Here is a 15,509-nt window from a genome sequence, read left to right as displayed (position 1 = left end):
AGGAAGAATCCACCTCAGAGCAGACCAAGTTGCTCCGCGGCGGGTTCTCTGTATAGCTCAGGCAGCGGCAGCAAGCCAGGCAAACGCGTCATCAGCTTGGCGTGAAAACGTTGCGCCAGTTTCGCCGCCAGCAGGTTGTCGGCGGTGTGCAGGAAGATATAGGGCGTACGACCCTCTTCGATCCACACGGCAATTTTCTCGACCCACGGCACCAGGAATGGATCGTTGGCCTCAAGCTGCGGATGGCCGATAAAACGCACCTGCGGAAATTGCGTGAATGCCGCCGGGCGCACTGGCACTTTGGGCTTTTTCGATTGGGCGTGGAGCACCGAAGGGTCGGTAGAAATACAACTGAACAGCGCGCGTGGATCGAGGCAGATACGCTCGACACCGCGGTCCAGCAGCAGGCGATTGAGCATGCGTTCGGCATCGCCCTTGGCAAAGAATGCGTCATGCCGCACTTCGACCGCCAGCGGTCGGTCGACGGCGTCGATAAAACCGGCCAGCTCGGAGAGTCGTTGCGGGGTGAAGCTTTTGGATAATTGCAGCCAGACCGGGGAAACCCGCTCGCCCAGTGGGCTGAGCAGTTGAAGGAAGGTTTCGGCAGCGGTCAGTTGTTCACGCAGGTCACCGCTGTGGCTGATGTCGCCGGGGAATTTGGCGGTGAAGCGAAAGTGTTCGGGCATGATCTCGGCCCAGCGCTGCACGGTGGCGGCAGACGGGCTCGCGTAGAAGGTCGTGTTGCCTTCGACGGCGTTGAACACTTGGGAATAGAGATTCAGGAATTCGGCGGGTTTGGCGTCTTGCGGATAGAGGTAATCGCGCCAGGCGTTTTCACTCCAGGACGGGCAGCCGAGGTAGTAAGGCAGCAGCATCAGATGTACAGGTCGAGGCCCAGCACATCAGCATCCCAATCGACAAAACCGGCGGTGCTCAGGTAGCTGGCCAGGGCCATCGCTACGCTTTTGCTCATGGCGCGGTGATAAATCATGTCTTGCTGACGGGCGGGGAGATTGCTCAAGCGTTGTGCGGAGGCTTTGGCAGCGCGGGCGGCCAGTTGCTCTTCAGTCGGAAATTCCAGCTCGCCGTCGATGTCATCGACGGATTCATCCAGCGCGACATTGCCTTTGCGAGGCTTGCGCTTGATGGGGTAGGACTGAGAGGAAAGGCCGTCTATACGCATAAGTGCATGCTCGGTATCAGTGATGGCAGTTTAGTGGCGCATTACCCACTTCGCAAACTGTCGAGTGATAACTAGAACACATAAAAGGAAAAAGGTTTAAAGCGGGCGGGTAGAAACTGACGATTGGCTAATGCTGGAATACCAATTGTGGCGAGGGGCTCGCCCCCGTTCGGCTGCGAAGCAGTCGTAAAACCTGCACACGCGGTGTGCCTGATGAAATATGGGGCCGCTTCGCAGCCCAACGGGGGCAAGCCCCTCGCCACAAAAGTCCCTCGGTCAACGGGCCTTGGGCGTGGCGACCTTGTCGCGCAGATAAACCGGCTGCGCATCATCCGCCACAATCGCCGCCCCTCGCGCCCAGGCAAACCGCGCCAGCGTCAGCAGGTCTTCAGCATGGGGCAACATTCCCGCATCCTGCCCGATCAGGTTAACGCCGATACGCTCGGCATACCCCCAACCGGTGCCAGCGCCGAACCACTCGCCGCTGGCATCGGCCGGCAATGCTGCGACTTCCGGCGGCAACACGGCTTCGTTACCGACAAGCCGCATCTCCCCCGCCGTTTCGCGGTAGCAGCCCCAATACACTTCATCCATCCGCGCATCGATGGCCGCTGCGACTTGGCTTACGCCGTGTTCGCGATAGGCACGCTGGGCCAGTACGGCCAGATCAGACACCGGCAACACCGGACGCTCCAGCGCAAACGCCAAACCCTGCACCACGCCAATGGCGATCCGCACACCGGTGAAAGCGCCGGGCCCACGGCCGAACGCGATGGCATCCACCGCTTGCAGGGTGGTACCGGCGTCGGCCAGCAATTGCTGGATCATCGGCAGCAGCTTCTGCGCATGCAGGCGCGGGATCACCTCGTAATGGCTCGTGACCTTGCCGTTATGCAGCAAGGCAACGGAGCAAGCTTCAGTCGCGGTGTCCAGGGCCAGCAAGGTGCTCATCGATGTTTCCGTAAGAGAGGTCAGAAAAAGTGCGCCAGTATAAACAACTACGACCCGCAAGCGGGCCGTAGAAGATGAAGCGATTCAGACTTTTCAGTTCAGCGCTTCAAGCACTTTGCCGGTGATCGCTTCAACCGAGCCAACACCTTCGATGTGGCTGTACTTCGGTTTGCCCTGAGCGGTGGACAGCTCCTGGTAAAACTTCACCAGCGGCTCGGTCTGAGCGTGGTAGACCGAGAGACGATGACGCACGGTTTCTTCGGTATCGTCTTTGCGCTGCACCAGTTCGTCACCGGTGATGTCGTCTTTACCGGCAATTTTCGGCGGGTTGTAGACGATGTGGTACACGCGGCCGGAAGCCTCGTGAACACGACGCCCGGCGATACGCTGGACGATGTCTTCGTCTTTGACGTCGATTTCGACCACGTGGTCCAGTTCGACGCCGGCCTTCACCAGGGCTTCAGCCTGGGGAATGGTGCGCGGGAAACCGTCGAACAGGAAACCGTTGGCGCAATCGGCCTGGCTGATGCGTTCCTTGACCAGGTTAATGATCAGGTCATCGGAGACCAGACCACCGCTGTCCATGACGCTCTTGGCGATCAGGCCCAGCTCAGTGCCGGCCTTGACCGCTGCACGCAGCATGTCGCCAGTGGAGATTTGCGGAATGCCGAATTTTTCGGTGATGAACTTAGCCTGAGTACCTTTACCGGCCCCGGGAGCTCCCAGCAGAATGACGCGCATCGATGTGCTCCTCAATTTTTTATATAGATAACGTCAGATTCGCCTCGTGGGGCCAATCTCAAAAATAGGGTCGTGGCCGCCCAAACGGCCAAAGGCTGATCAAGATACACAGCAGGCCCTGCCCACACAAGCCGCCGAAAGTCGGAGAAACCCGCGCCCATCGTGACCTTGGGACGGGGTACCCCAAGTCGCAACCCCATCATTAACTGTCGCCTGCCAGACCTTTTCCGGCCTTCGCCCAAGGGCACCCGGCCTGCGTGCCGAGCGCCCGGACCCAAGAGGAAAACCTTAGCCGGTATTTCGCAAACCGGCGGCAATCCCCGCCACAGACACCAGCAGCGCCTGTTCTACCGGGCTGCCCTGCGCCACTTCCTGTTGCCGCGAACGGGCCAACAGCTCGGCCTGCAATAGATGAAGGGGGTCGAGGTAAGTGTTGCGCAGGCGAATGAATTCGAGGGTGTCTGGGCTATGTGCCAGTAGCTGCGACTGGCCAGTCAGGCCAAGGACCACCGCACAGGCCTGCGACAATAGGTCGCGTAAGTGCGCGCCCAAAGGTAGAAGATCCGGCTCCACCAGCCGCTCATCGTAAGACAGCGCGATGTCCGCGTCAGCCTTGGCCAGCACCATTTCCAGCATATCGATGCGCGTGCGGAAGAACGGCCACTGCTCGCGCATCTGCCCCAGCAACTCACCTTCACCACGTTCCAGTGCCTTGCTCAGGGCAGCCTCCCAACCGAGCCAGGCCGGCAGCATCAGGCGTGTCTGGGTCCAGCCGAAGATCCACGGAATCGCTCGCAGGCTTTCAATCCCGCCAGCGCGGCGCTTGGCCGGGCGACTGCCCAACGGCAACCGTCCGAGTTCCTGTTCCGGCGTGGACTGACGGAAGTACTCGACGAATTGTGGATTCTCGCGCACCACGGCGCGGTAAGCACTGACACCATCCGCCGCCAATTCGTCCATCAGATGACGCCAGGCAGGCTCCGGCGGCGGTGGCGGCAGCAAGGTCGCTTCGAGCACCGCGGCCAGATACAGATTGAGGTTCTGCTCGGCGATGTCCGGCAAACCGAATTTGAAACGGATCATTTCCCCCTGCTCAGTGGTGCGGAAACGCCCCGCCACCGAACCCGGCGGCTGCGACAGAATTGCCGCGTGCGCCGGGCCGCCACCACGGCCCACGGTGCCACCGCGACCGTGGAACAACAGCAACTCCACTTGCTGCTCGCGGCAGATATCCACCAAACGTTCCTGCGCCCGATACTGCGCCCAGGCCGCCGCCGTGGTGCCGGCGTCCTTGGCCGAATCGGAGTAACCGATCATCACTTCCTGCGGCCCTTGCAGGCGCGCGCGATAGCCCGGCAGCAGCAACAGCTTTTCGATCACCGGGCCGGCGTTATCGAGGTCGGCGAGGGTTTCAAACAGCGGCACCACGCGCATCGGCCGCAATACGCCGGCCTCTTTGAGCAACAGTTGCACCGCCAGCACATCGGAAGCGGCGCCGGCCATGGAGATCACATAAGAGCCGAGGGACGCGCCCGGTGCAGCGGCGATTTCCCGGCAGGTCGCCAGCACTTCGGCGGTGTCAGCGGACGGCTTGAAATACGCCGGCAACAATGGCCGACGATTGTTCTGCTCGCGCATCAGGAAGGCGATGCGCTCTTCCTCGCTCCAGTCTTCGTAGCGACCGAGGCCCAGGTAATCGGTGATTTCAGTCATGGCAGCGGTGTGCCGCGACGAATCCTGACGCACGTCGAGACGGACCAGGAACAAGCCAAAGGTCACCGCACGACGCAGGCAATCGAGCAGCGGACCGTCGGCAATCACGCCCATGCCGCATTCATGCAGCGAGTTGAAACACAGTTCCAGCGGATCAAGCAGGTCGCGGTTGTTTTGCAGCACATCGGCGGTTGCTGGCGTGCTCACTTTCAAGGATGCCTGGGCCCAATTGCGAGTTGCCCGCAGACGTTCGCGCAATTGCTTGAGCACCGCGCGGTAAGGTTCGGCGCTGTCGCCGGCCTTGGCTTTCAGGGCTTCACTGGCCTGCTGCATCGACAACTCGGCGGCCAGATGATCGACATCACGCAGGTACAAATCAGCCGCCATCCAGCGCGCCAGCAACAGCACTTCGCGGGTGACGGACGCCGTGACATTCGGGTTGCCGTCGCGATCGCCGCCCATCCACGAAGCAAAGCGGATCGGCGCCGCCTCCAGTGGCAAACGCAGGCCGGTGGCGGCGTGCAGCGCTAGATCGGCCTTGCGCAAATAGTTGGGAATCGCTTGCCACAGCGAATGTTCGATCACCGCAAAGCCCCATTTGGCTTCGTCGACAGGCGTTGGGCGGGTGCGGCGGATTTCTTCGGTGTGCCAGGCTTCGGCGATCAGACGCTGCAATTTCGCCTGGATCTGCTCGCGCTCGGCGCTGGTCAGGTCACGATGGTCCTGGGCCGCCAGTTGCGCGGCGATGGCATCGTATTTCTGGATCAGCGTGCGGCGGGCCACTTCGGTCGGGTGAGCGGTTAACACCAACTCGATTTCCAGTCGACCGAGCTGTCGCGCAAGGGATTCGGCGCTGTGGCCTTCAGCACGCAGACGGGCGAGCAGTTCCGGCAGCACCCGGGCTTCGAACGGCGCGGGCTGCGACTCTTCGCGGCGGTGAATCAGCTGATATTGCTCGGCGATATTGGCCAGGTTGAGGAACTGGTTGAACGCCCGCGCCACCGGCAGCAACTCGTCTTCGCTCAATTGGTTGAGGCTGGCGCTGAGTTCGGCGTCCATCGAACCGCGACGGTCGGCCTTGGCGCCCTTGCGGATCTGCTCGATCTTGTCGAGAAAACCATCCCCGTACTGTTCACGAATGGTGTTGCCCAACAGTTCACCCAACAGGTGAACGTCCTCGCGCAAGCGTGCATCAATATCGGTCATCAGCAGTTCTCCAGCAAAAATCCGGGCGGCTATGAACGTTAAGAGTGCCGCCGTAAAGCGGTTCTTACAAGCAAACGACGAAGGGACTTTAAACCTTAGGCGTTAAAGCTAGTCTCAACAGTAAGCCGTACAACGGCTGCCGCCGGCCAAAGCCGGACACTCACCCTGCCTGCCACGAGCAGGTGTGCCATGAGGTCATTATGAAAATTCGCGAGCTAGCCCAGCATTGGGAAGAAAACGCCAAGGGTCGCCTGACCGACACTGGCTACACGATTCACCTGGACGTGGAAGCCGCCGCCCGGCTGGCAGCGATTACCGAGATGTACCCCAAACGGCATCCCGAAGAACTGCTGGGCGAGTTGATCGGCGCGGCGCTTGAGGAGCTCGAGGCGAGTTTCCCCTACGTGAGAGGCCAGACCGTGGTGGCGACCGACGAAGAAGGTGACCCGCTGTACGAAGACGTCGGTCCGACCCCGCGTTTTCTCGCATTGTCCCGCCGTCATTTGCACGATTTATCGGCTGGTAGCGACAAGCAAAAACATTGATCCCGTCGCAGAACCTGTGGGAGCGGGCTTGCTCGCGAAAGCGGTGTTTCAGGCAACAAAGATGATGAATATCAGACCGTTTTCGCGAGCAAGCCCGCTCCCACATTGCCTTGCATATCCCTTCAAAAATGGCGTGTTCCCAAGTCTCGAAAAGACCGGCAATACCGCTGCGCATCGCCAAAGTTCCCGGTTTAGAGCCTTGTCCATTCGGTCAAAGTTTTTTCAGGCGATAGGCCATCTTCTCTGAACTTTTGAAAAACGCCTCGGGTCGTACCCATTAACCACGCCTGGTACGGCCGTTTCATTTCACGCTTTGAATGTTCGGTGACGGCTCCTTAAACCAGGATGGAATTTGATGTTTTTCAGGAGTTATCCAATGGAGTTGAAGACCATGAAGACCAGCACTGCCAAATCCTCGTTCACCCACCTGCGCGGTCTGAAACTGGCTGCCTTGGCGATCGGCAGCACCTTCGTACTCGCCGGTTGCGCTGGCAATCCGCCGACCGAGCAATACGCCGTGACCCAATCGGCCGTTAACAGCGCAGTCAGCGCCGGCGGTACCGAGTTCGCAGCCGTGGAAATGAAGTCTGCGCAGGACAAGCTCAAACAAGCCGAAATCGCCATGCACGACAAAAAGTATGACGAAGCCCGGACCCTCGCCGAGCAAGCCGAATGGGACGCTCGCGTCGCGGAACGCAAGGCTCAGGCGATGAAAGCCGAACAGGCTCTGAAGGATTCCCAGAAAGGTGTTCAGGAACTGCGTCAGGAAAGTCAGCGCACTGTGCAGTAAGCGCGCATCCGGACCACACGCCTGAAGCTCTTATCGATAGAAAGGACGAACCATTATGCGTAAACAATTGATGATCCCCGCTCTCCTGGCCGCAAGCGTTGCCCTGGCAGCTTGCTCCACCCCGCCGAACGCGAACCTGGAACAGGCCCGCGTGAACTACTCCGGCCTGCAAGCCAACCCGCAAGCGAGCAAAGTCGCGGCCCTTGAGACCAAAGACGCCAGCGATTACCTGGACAAGGCTGACAAGGCCTACCAGGACAAGGAAAACCAGGCCAAGGTCGACCAACTGGCGTACCTGACCAACCAGCGCGTGGAAGTCGCCAAGCAGACCATCGCCCTGCGCACCGCTGAAAACAACCTGAAAAACGCCGCAGCCCAACGTGCCCAGGCTCGTCTGGATGCCCGTGATCAGCAGATCAAGCAGTTGCAAGACAGCCTGAACGCCAAGCAAACCGATCGCGGCACCTTGGTCACCTTCGGTGATGTGCTGTTCGCTACCGACCGTGCTGACCTGAAGTCCAGCGGTCTGGTGAACATCAACAAACTGTCGCAGTTCCTTCAGGAAAACCCGGACCGTAAAGTGATTGTCGAGGGTTACACCGACAGCACCGGCACCGCGAGCCATAACCAGTCGCTGTCCGAGCGTCGTGCCGATTCGGTACGCACAGCGCTGGTGAAAATGGGCGTTGATCCAGCGCGCATCGTCGTTCAGGGGTATGGCAAGGAATACCCGGTTGCCGAAAACGGCAGCGTGTCGGGCCGTGCGATGAACCGTCGGGTGGAAGTGACCATTTCCAACGACAACCAGCCAGTGGTGCCACGTTCGGCAGTCAGTTCGAACTAAGCTTCACGCGGTAACGTAAAAGCCCCGCCTGATCTGATCAGGCGGGGCTTTTTGTTGCTGGTGACTTGATGGCTGCCACTGTTTTTGTGGCGAGGGAGCTTACTCCCGCTGGGCTGCGCTGCAGACCCTAAACCTCGCACCGTATTCCTTCAGGCAGACGGCATTAATGGGTTGGCGGCTGCTACGCAGCCGAGCGGGAGCAAGCTCCCTCGCCACAGTGGATCAGCGCCACGCCGGAATCGGGGGTTACGGCTCAAGTTTCTGCGGCGTTTCCTGCCCCATGCAGCGCACGGCTTTTTTCTGGCCGTTGATCAACACTCCACTCAGGCCTTTCTGTTCGGTGTCGAACAGCACCAGTACGCCATCGACGCACTGAGCGACTTGCGCGGCCGGTTCCAGGGCGATTTTGTAGTCTTCGCCCGGCACGGTCTTGAGCATGGTGAATTCGTTGAGCAGCAACGCATCCTCAGGCTTGGCGAAATGCAGGTAGCCGTAGTACCACAGCACCCCGACAGTACCGAGAATGGTGCAGATACCGGTGATGATCAGCGGGATGGCGTTACGTTCTTCACTCATTGCGGACTCTCTGGTGGTTCATCTTTTGAATTCAGGGGCACCGGGTAATTCGGGATTTCACCCAGGCGGCGCAGACCGTTGAAATGCTGCGGGTCTTCGAGGTAGCGCAGCATCACCTGACGCCAGACCGGGTCGGCGAAGGTCTGCACATGACCGCCACGGGTCAGTTGCAGCACCCGCGGTGGCGGCGCAGCTTGATACAGACGAATGCCGTTGGAAAGGGGCACGAGGTTGTCGTCGATGCTGTGGTAGATCAGTTTCGGCACGCCCTTGAGCTGCGCCATGGAGTTGATCGCGCTGTCACCGTCCGGCACCAGCCACGACAACGGCACCTGAAATGGCCAGGTCAGCCACGAGGTAGTCAGGGCAAATCGACCGACATCCCGGTAGCTGGCGGGCGCGCCATCGAGGACCAAGGCCTTGAGCTGGGGCTGACGTTCCGGGTGTTGGACCAGGTAATGCACGGCCATCGAGCCGCCGAGGCTCTGACCCAGAACGATCAACGGCTTGCCCTTGACCTCGGGCGCCTGGTCGAGCCATTTGAACGCGGCGTCGATGTCCTGATAGATCTCCGGCAGCGACGGTTTGCCTTCGGACAAGCCATAACCGCGGTAGTCCACCAGCAACACTTGGTAACCCTCTTTCGGTAACCACCAACTGCCACCCAAGTGGTAAGAAAGGTTGCCGCCATTGCCATGCAGGTGCAGCACCGTACCTTTGACTTCGACGCCTTTTGCCGCCGGTAGCCACCAACCGTGCAGCTTCAGGCCATCGGCGGTGGTCAGGGTGACGTCGCGAAATTCGAGCTTGGCTTTGTCCGGGGTGAATGGCTGGCCGGGCTCGGGGTAAAACAGCAGCGAGCTGCAACCGCCGAGGGCCAGGAGCAGGCAGAAGATGCCGAGGATTCTCATCCGTTGAAACCTCGCAGTGAATGTTGGAGTTCGTAACCTGACACATCATTGTGGCGAGGGGGCTTGCCCCCGTTCGGCTGCGAAGCAGTCGTGAAACCTGATTACGCGGTGTGACGAAACAAATGTTGGGGGCCGCTTCGCGGCCCAACGGGGTGGTGCGGCATTCCGACAAGCCCCCTCACCACAGTAACCCTCCACATTCATCTGGTGTGATCACAGGATGTTGGAGTAATCCGCTTCGATCCGGTCCAGGCTCAGGTGATTGAGGAAGTTGGAGAAGCACATCCACGCCGACAGTGCGTTCAAGTCGCGGAACTGATCCGGCAAATACTTGGGCGGCACCACTAGGCCTTCGTCCACCAGCTGGCGCAAGGTCCGCATGTCTTCCAGCGTCGTCTTGCCGCAAAACAGCAGCGGTATCTGCTCAAGCTTGCCTTTACGCACGGCCAACTGAATGTAGTTGTAAACCATGATAAAGCCCTTGAGGTAGGACAAGTCTTTGGTAAATGGCAGCCCATTGGGCACCGAACCACGGAAAACCCGGCTGGCGTTGCCGTAGCTTTCGGCCATTTCGAAGCCTTGCTCGCGGAAGAACTCGAACACCTGCAAGAAGTCCGCGCCCTCCTCGACCATGTGAATGGCGCGGGTACGGTTAGTCAGTTTGCGCAGTCGGCTCGGGTACGAGGCAAAAGTGATGATTTCCATCAGGATCGCCAGGCCTTCCTGAGTCACGGTGGACGACGGCGGGCCCTTGGACAGGAAGGTGCAGATCGGCTGGTTCAAACCGTTGAGGGTCGTGCCCACATGCACCAGGCCTTCGTGGACTTCCAGCGCCCGCACATCACGGTCGTTGAACATCGCATCGGCGCGAATCTTGATGTAGTCGGCGCCCGCCGCCGCATCAGCGACGATCCCGTCGGACTCGAACACCCGAATGGTTTCCTCAGCCTCGCCAAACACCTTGTTCAAACGGGTTTGCAGCAAGTGAACGGCGTCCTTGGCGGTGAGGATTTTCGGTTCGTCCTTCAGGTCACCACGGCCGTCGATGTTGTTCAGGTAGTCGGACATCATCAGGCCCAGGTCGGCCAGGGTCGGGTCGCCGGCGTGGAACGCGTCGGACGCGGCGCCATACAATTCCTGGGAAATCAGCCCGAAATCCTCGGTGCCGCGCGCTTCGAGCATGCGCACCACCATCCGGTATTCCTTGCACATGCGACGCATGATCTGGCCGACCGGGTTGAACTGGCCGAGTTGACGGGTGATGTCGCGCTCGATGTTCTGGAATTCCAGCTTCACCTTGCTGGAGTCAAAGGACAGCGGCCGGTTCAGGTAATAGTCGCGGTCCACGGCCGGCATTTCCTTGCCCTTGGCCTTGAGGAAACCCTTGCGGATGTTTTCGTCCCATTTGACCGCATCCAGAACGCGAATCGGCGTCTGCGCCAGCACTATGCGATCGGACAAAATGCGTATCGTCTGCTGGTAATCGTCCACCCGAAACTCCTGTAGAAAAACCGTAACGTACTGGATTTATTTGACTTTTGCTTTGGCCAGGCGCTGATAGCGCACCGCTTCAACGAATACATCGGAATTGGCCGGGTCGTCGAGGTAAGCGAAGACTCGGTCCAGGCTGTTGTTGATCAACACACCGTCGCCGTCGTCCGTCTGGAAGCCTTCACCACTGAGGGCTTTTTGCCCCACGGCCTGGTTGATCTGCTCGAGGTCGAGGTTGTAGACCACCAGTTCATGCTGTTCGTTGAGCTCGAAACCGGCAATCGTGAAATGCCCGCCGAATTGGGCCGGCACTGCAGCAGACAGGTACCAGCGATTGCCGTGGCGCGACACAGTGAAAGGATAGGCTTCACGCTCGTGCGGCTTGGCCTTGAAGTAGCTGACGGCCTGATAGCGGTTGTCGCCGATGCGCGTCAGCTCAAGGTTCATCGGTTCACCCCAGGCGTTGGTGCTGGTCCATTTGCCGAGCAGTCCTTTGGGCGCGGGTTCGCTCGAAGCCAGCGGTTCCTTGAAGGTCACCAGACAGCCACTGAGCAGCAGGAACGACAAGGCGATCACTACGACGCGCCAGGCTTTCATTCAACACTCCCTATGAACACACGCCGACCTGAAGTGGCCACCGAACCCATGTGGGAGCGGGCTTGCTCGCGAATGAGGTATGCCAGACAACATAGATGTCGAATGTTAAACCGCATTCGCGAGCAAGCCCGCTCCCACAGGGTTTGGTGTTTCCCCAGGGGTTACACCGACGCGAGTACCAAATGCATATACCGCGTGAGGATACCGAGCATTTCCGCTTCGGCCTCAGGCTCGGCTTCGTTGAGAAGGCCCTGATATTCCATCCGTCCGATAATCGCCGTCAACACCTTGGCATCTTGTTGGGGTTCACGGGAACCCAGCACTTCAAAAAGCTGGCAGGTGCCCTGCAGCAAAATTTGCTGATGGGAGCGCACCAACAGCGCCAGGCGCGGGTTAAGCAACGCTTCCTGGCGGAAGGCTTGCTCGGCCATCAAGTGCTCGCGGCGGTTGATCAATTGCCGGTGAACATAGTCGGCCATCAGCTGTGCAATATCGTCTGCCAACTGCGAGCGCGACTCAGGCGTGCCATCGCCGCTGACGACCATCTCGCGCAACAGCCCTTCATTGCTGGCCCACAGTTTGCCCATGTAGGCCGCACTGCGTTCCACGTATTGAGCGAAGGTATCGGTGAGCAAGTCATCGATGTCCTTGAAATAGTAAGTGGTGGCCGACAACGGCACACCGGCCTCGGCCGCCACGGCACGGTGACGCACCGCCCGTACGCCATCACGCACGACAATGCGCATCGCCGCATCGAGAATTTCCTGTCGACGCTGTTCGCTGCCCTGTCGGCTGGCCTTGCGGCCCTGGTACTGAACGCTTTCAGCGACCGCAGTGGCGATACCCGCTGCACCTTCTTGAGCCATTGCACGATTCACGACAGGTATTCCTCTCTCACGCCAAAAGTAACCAGTTGATACGTTTGTACCAGACAGGCAATAAAAAGCCGCCTGTTTTAGGCGGCTTTTTTACTGAAACGCTTACGCTTGCGGCCGCATGTGCGGGAACAGGATCACATCGCGAATCGACGGTGAGTTGGTCAACAACATCACCAGGCGATCGATGCCGATACCTTCGCCGGCCGTTGGCGGCATGCCGTACTCCAGCGCGCGAACAAAGTCGGCGTCGTAGTGCATGGCTTCGTCGTCACCAGCGTCCTTGTCGGCCACTTGAGCCATGAAGCGCTCGGCCTGGTCTTCCGCGTCGTTCAACTCGGAGTAGGCGTTGGCGATTTCGCGACCACCGATGAACAGTTCGAAACGGTCAGTGACGTTCGGGTTGTCATCGTTGCGACGGGCCAGCGGCGACACTTCGAACGGGTACTGGGTAATGAAGTGCGGCTGTTCCAGCTTGTGCTCGACCAGCTCTTCGAAAATCATCACCTGCAGCTTGCCCAGACCTTCAAAGCCCAGCACCTTGGCGCCGGCCTTCTTGGCAATGGCGCGAGCCTTGTCGATGTCGGTCAGGTCGTCAGCGGTCAGCTCAGGGTTGTACTTGAGGATCGAGTCGAACACCGACAGGCGCACGAACGGCTCGCCGAAGTGGAACACTTTGTCGCCGTAAGGGACGTCGGTGCTGCCCAGAACCAGCTGAGCCAGTTCGCGGAACAGCTCTTCGGTCAGGTCCATGTTGTCTTCATAGTCGGCGTAAGCCTGGTAGAACTCCAACATGGTAAATTCTGGGTTGTGACGAGTCTGAAACGCCTTCGTTGCGGAAGTTGCGGTTGATCTCGTAGACTTTCTCGAAACCGCCGACAACCAGGCGCTTGAGGTACAACTCAGGGGCGATCCGCAGGTACATGCCCATGTCCAGGGCGTTGTGGTGCGTTTCGAACGGCTTGGCCGCCGCGCCGCCCGGAATGGTTTGCAGCATCGGCGTTTCGACTTCGAGGAAGTCACGCTGCATCAGGAAGCTGCGGGTGTGCGCAATCACTTGCGAACGCACGCGGAAGGTCTTGCGCACGTCTTCGTTGACGATCAGGTCAACGTAGCGCTGGCGGTAGCGCTGCTCGGTGTCGGTCAGGCCGTGGTGCTTGTCTGGCAGCGGACGCAGGGACTTGGTCAGCAGGCGCACGTCGGTCATTTCGACGTACAGGTCGCCCTTGCCGGAACGGGCCAGGGTGCCAACGGCTGCGATGATGTCGCCCATGTCCCAGGTTTTCACCGAGGCCAGGGTGTCTTCGGACAGGGTTTTACGGTTGACGTAAACCTGGATGCGACCGGTCATGTCCTGGATCACCATGAACGAGCCACGGTTGAGCATGATGCGACCGGCAACCTTGACCGGGATTGCAGCCTCTGCCAGCTCTTCCTTGGTCTTGTCCGCGTACTGCTTCTGCAAGTCTTCGCAGTAGTTTTCACGGCGGAAGTCGTTCGGGAAGGCATTGCCCTTGGCGCGCTCGGCAGCCAGCTTTTCCTTGCGCAGGGCGATCAGGGAGTTTTCTTCCTGTTGCAGGGCTTGCGGGTCGAGTTCTAGGTCGCTCATGTCTTTAAAAATTCCATCACAGGTTCGTTGCCCCCGGCTGTGAGCCGGGGTTCGCGGGCAAGCCTCGCTCCTACAGGTATCCGCAGATTCTGTAGGGCGTGCCTTAGAGCCCTTGTTTCAAGCTGGCTACCAGGTATTCGGCGATGTCGCCGTCGAGCACCTTGTCGCAGTCACTGCGTTCGATGTTAGTGCGCAAATCCTTGATTCGCGAGGCATCGAGCACGTAAGAGCGAATCTGGTGACCCCAGCCGATGTCGGACTTGGTGTCTTCCAGGGCCTGGGAGGCGGCGTTGCGTTTCTGCACTTCCTGCTCGTACAAGCGCGCCCGCAACATTTTCATCGCGGTGTCTTTGTTGGCGTGCTGGGAGCGTTCGTTCTGGCAGCTGACCACGGTGTTGGACGGTACGTGGGTGATACGTACGGCCGAGTCGGTGGTGTTTACGTGCTGACCACCGGCACCCGAGGAGCGGTAGGTGTCGATGCGCAGGTCCGACGGGTTGATGTCGATTTCGATGTTGTCATCGATTTCCGGCGAGACGAACACAGCCGAGAACGAGGTATGGCGGCGGTTGCCGGAATCGTACGGGCTCTTGCGCACCAGACGGTGCACGCCGATTTCGGTACGCAACCAGCCAAAGGCGTATTCGCCCTTGATGTGGATCGTGGCGCCTTTGATACCGGCGACTTCACCGGCCGACAATTCCATGATGGTCGCGTCGAAACCGCGTTTGTCAGCCCAGCGCAGGTACATGCGCAGCAGGATGTTGGCCCAGTCCTGAGCCTCGGTACCGCCAGAGCCGGCCTGGATGTCCAGGTAGGCGTTGTTGGCGTCCATTTCACCGCTGAACATACGACGGAATTCGAGTTTTTCCAGGGATTCGCGCAGACGTTCGACTTCGGCAGCGACGTCATCGACGGCGGCCTGGTCTTCTTCTTCGGCGGACATCAGCAGCAGGTCTTTGGCATCGGCCAGACCGGTGTGCATTTCGTCGAGGGTTTCGACGATCTGAGCCAGCAGCGAGCGCTCGCGACCCAGTTCCTGTGCGTACGACGGGTTGTTCCAGACAGCCGGATCTTCAAGCTCGCGATTGACTTCAGTCAGACGCTCATGCTTTTGATCGTAGTCAAAGATACCCCCGAATAGTTTCGGAGCGCTCGGACAGGTCCTTGATACTGTTAAGGATCGGGTTGATTTCCATGGCGGGCAGCACTCGTTGGCGAACTTTTGAAAGCCGGCGAGTATAACGTAATCAAGCTGTCACGGCAGCCCGCCTGGCGCTTTAGGGGTGAATGATTAAAGCGAACGCCGAGTAAATCTGTGGCGAGGGAGCTTGCTGTGGCGAGGGGGCTTGCCCCCGTTAGGTCGCGAAGCGGCCCCCTGCATTCTTCCAGTCATACCCTGCAATCAGGTTTCACGACTGCTTCGCAGCCGAACGGGGCAAGCCCCCTCGCCACAGGATGCGCTAGGCTGGAGAAC

At 59.6% G+C, this 15,509-nt stretch carries 14 protein-coding genes and 1 pseudogene; 3 read left to right on the top strand and 12 right to left on the bottom strand.

Annotation, left to right across the window (positions count from 1 at the left end; translation table 11 throughout):
• Nucleotides 1-14: 14 nt before the first annotated feature.
• The 5 genes from RHM58_RS14445 to ppc all read right to left on the bottom strand — a co-directional run bounded on the left by RHM58_RS14445 (nucleotide 15) and on the right by ppc (nucleotide 5,794).
• The gene (locus RHM58_RS14445) at nucleotides 15-875 is read right to left on the bottom strand and encodes a DUF72 domain-containing protein (RefSeq protein WP_322270617.1); all 861 of its coding nucleotides are present in this window, start codon (nucleotides 873-875) and stop codon (nucleotides 15-17) included.
• Complete coding sequence (locus RHM58_RS14440; protein WP_201200986.1) at nucleotides 875-1,183, bottom strand: hypothetical protein; 309 nt, start codon at nucleotides 1,181-1,183, stop codon at nucleotides 875-877. The genes RHM58_RS14445 and RHM58_RS14440 overlap by 1 nt, the downstream gene beginning before the upstream one ends.
• A gap of 276 nt (nucleotides 1,184-1,459) precedes the next feature.
• Nucleotides 1,460-2,134, bottom strand: a complete 675-nt coding sequence (gene tsaB, locus RHM58_RS14435) for a tRNA (adenosine(37)-N6)-threonylcarbamoyltransferase complex dimerization subunit type 1 TsaB (protein WP_322270616.1) — start codon at nucleotides 2,132-2,134, stop codon at nucleotides 1,460-1,462.
• A 93-nt stretch (nucleotides 2,135-2,227) separates the two neighbouring features.
• Nucleotides 2,228-2,875, bottom strand: a complete 648-nt coding sequence (adk, locus tag RHM58_RS14430) for an adenylate kinase (RefSeq protein ID WP_054047246.1) — start codon at nucleotides 2,873-2,875, stop codon at nucleotides 2,228-2,230.
• 288 nt (nucleotides 2,876-3,163) lie between these two features.
• Nucleotides 3,164-5,794 (bottom strand): phosphoenolpyruvate carboxylase, encoded by a 2,631-nt coding sequence (gene ppc, locus RHM58_RS14425; RefSeq protein WP_322270615.1) that lies wholly within the window; start codon nucleotides 5,792-5,794, stop codon nucleotides 3,164-3,166.
• A gap of 200 nt (nucleotides 5,795-5,994) precedes the next feature.
• On the opposite strand from ppc, the gene RHM58_RS14420 reads away from it, so the two are divergent.
• The 3 genes from RHM58_RS14420 to RHM58_RS14410 all read left to right on the top strand — a co-directional run bounded on the left by RHM58_RS14420 (nucleotide 5,995) and on the right by RHM58_RS14410 (nucleotide 7,973).
• Complete coding sequence (locus RHM58_RS14420) at nucleotides 5,995-6,339, top strand: pilin assembly protein (RefSeq protein WP_201195553.1); 345 nt, start codon at nucleotides 5,995-5,997, stop codon at nucleotides 6,337-6,339.
• 376 nt (nucleotides 6,340-6,715) lie between these two features.
• Nucleotides 6,716-7,129, top strand: a complete 414-nt coding sequence (locus RHM58_RS14415; RefSeq protein WP_201200977.1) for a DUF4398 domain-containing protein — start codon at nucleotides 6,716-6,718, stop codon at nucleotides 7,127-7,129.
• A 55-nt stretch (nucleotides 7,130-7,184) separates the two neighbouring features.
• A complete protein-coding gene (locus tag RHM58_RS14410) occupies nucleotides 7,185-7,973 on the top strand; it encodes an OmpA family protein (protein ID WP_201200976.1) in 789 nt (262 codons plus the stop codon).
• A gap of 246 nt (nucleotides 7,974-8,219) precedes the next feature.
• On the opposite strand, the gene RHM58_RS14405 is transcribed toward RHM58_RS14410, so the two are convergent.
• The 7 genes and pseudogenes from RHM58_RS14405 to prfB all read right to left on the bottom strand — a co-directional run bounded on the left by RHM58_RS14405 (nucleotide 8,220) and on the right by prfB (nucleotide 15,231).
• Nucleotides 8,220-8,549, bottom strand: coding sequence for a hypothetical protein (locus tag RHM58_RS14405; protein WP_201200974.1), 330 nt, complete (start codon nucleotides 8,547-8,549; stop codon nucleotides 8,220-8,222).
• Nucleotides 8,546-9,460, bottom strand: a complete 915-nt coding sequence (locus tag RHM58_RS14400; protein WP_201200973.1) for an alpha/beta hydrolase — start codon at nucleotides 9,458-9,460, stop codon at nucleotides 8,546-8,548. Before RHM58_RS14400 ends, RHM58_RS14405 begins: the two co-directional genes overlap by 4 nt.
• 213 nt (nucleotides 9,461-9,673) lie before the next feature.
• Nucleotides 9,674-10,951, bottom strand: a complete 1,278-nt coding sequence (locus tag RHM58_RS14395) for a flavohemoglobin expression-modulating QEGLA motif protein (RefSeq protein WP_201195562.1) — start codon at nucleotides 10,949-10,951, stop codon at nucleotides 9,674-9,676.
• 36 nt (nucleotides 10,952-10,987) lie between these two features.
• A complete protein-coding gene (locus RHM58_RS14390) occupies nucleotides 10,988-11,548 on the bottom strand; it encodes a hypothetical protein (RefSeq protein WP_201200972.1) in 561 nt (186 codons plus the stop codon).
• A gap of 161 nt (nucleotides 11,549-11,709) precedes the next feature.
• Nucleotides 11,710-12,426, bottom strand: coding sequence for a TetR/AcrR family transcriptional regulator (locus tag RHM58_RS14385; RefSeq protein WP_201256215.1), 717 nt, complete (start codon nucleotides 12,424-12,426; stop codon nucleotides 11,710-11,712).
• A 102-nt stretch (nucleotides 12,427-12,528) separates the two neighbouring features.
• Nucleotides 12,529-14,032 (bottom strand): annotated as a pseudogene (gene lysS, locus RHM58_RS14380) (lysine--tRNA ligase).
• A 103-nt stretch (nucleotides 14,033-14,135) separates the two neighbouring features.
• Nucleotides 14,136-15,231, bottom strand: a protein-coding gene (gene prfB, locus RHM58_RS14375; protein WP_322270614.1) for a peptide chain release factor 2 whose coding sequence is annotated in 2 segments (ribosomal slippage) — nucleotides 14,136-15,158 and nucleotides 15,160-15,231 — 1,095 coding nt in all. Because the reading frame shifts where the segments join, the coding sequence is not laid out codon by codon here.
• Nucleotides 15,232-15,509 lie beyond the last annotated feature (278 nt).

This window comes from Pseudomonas sp. 10S4 (assembly GCF_034344865.1).
In the GTDB taxonomy this organism is placed as follows: Bacteria; Pseudomonadota; Gammaproteobacteria; order Pseudomonadales; family Pseudomonadaceae; genus Aquipseudomonas.
The sequence above is the reverse complement of the archived record's forward strand: the minus strand, read 5'-3'. Positions and strand labels throughout refer to the sequence as shown.

What these genes read in the sequence shown, in the direction of transcription:
- RHM58_RS14445 (WP_322270617.1), bottom strand. Translation starts at nt 875, where the DNA reads ATGCTGCTGCCTTACTACCTCGGCTGCCCGTCCTGGAGTGAAAACGCC.
- RHM58_RS14440 (WP_201200986.1), bottom strand. Translation starts at nt 1,183, where the DNA reads ATGCGTATAGACGGCCTTTCCTCTCAGTCCTACCCCATCAAGCGCAAG.
- tsaB (WP_322270616.1), bottom strand. Translation starts at nt 2,134, where the DNA reads ATGAGCACCTTGCTGGCCCTGGACACCGCGACTGAAGCTTGCTCCGTT.
- adk (WP_054047246.1), bottom strand. Translation starts at nt 2,875, where the DNA reads ATGCGCGTCATTCTGCTGGGAGCTCCCGGGGCCGGTAAAGGTACTCAG.
- ppc (WP_322270615.1), bottom strand. Translation starts at nt 5,794, where the DNA reads ATGACCGATATTGATGCACGCTTGCGCGAGGACGTTCACCTGTTGGGT.
- RHM58_RS14420 (WP_201195553.1), top strand. Translation starts at nt 5,995, where the DNA reads ATGAAAATTCGCGAGCTAGCCCAGCATTGGGAAGAAAACGCCAAGGGT.
- RHM58_RS14415 (WP_201200977.1), top strand. Translation starts at nt 6,716, where the DNA reads ATGGAGTTGAAGACCATGAAGACCAGCACTGCCAAATCCTCGTTCACC.
- RHM58_RS14410 (WP_201200976.1), top strand. Translation starts at nt 7,185, where the DNA reads ATGCGTAAACAATTGATGATCCCCGCTCTCCTGGCCGCAAGCGTTGCC.
- RHM58_RS14405 (WP_201200974.1), bottom strand. Translation starts at nt 8,549, where the DNA reads ATGAGTGAAGAACGTAACGCCATCCCGCTGATCATCACCGGTATCTGC.
- RHM58_RS14400 (WP_201200973.1), bottom strand. Translation starts at nt 9,460, where the DNA reads ATGAGAATCCTCGGCATCTTCTGCCTGCTCCTGGCCCTCGGCGGTTGC.
- RHM58_RS14390 (WP_201200972.1), bottom strand. Translation starts at nt 11,548, where the DNA reads ATGAAAGCCTGGCGCGTCGTAGTGATCGCCTTGTCGTTCCTGCTGCTC.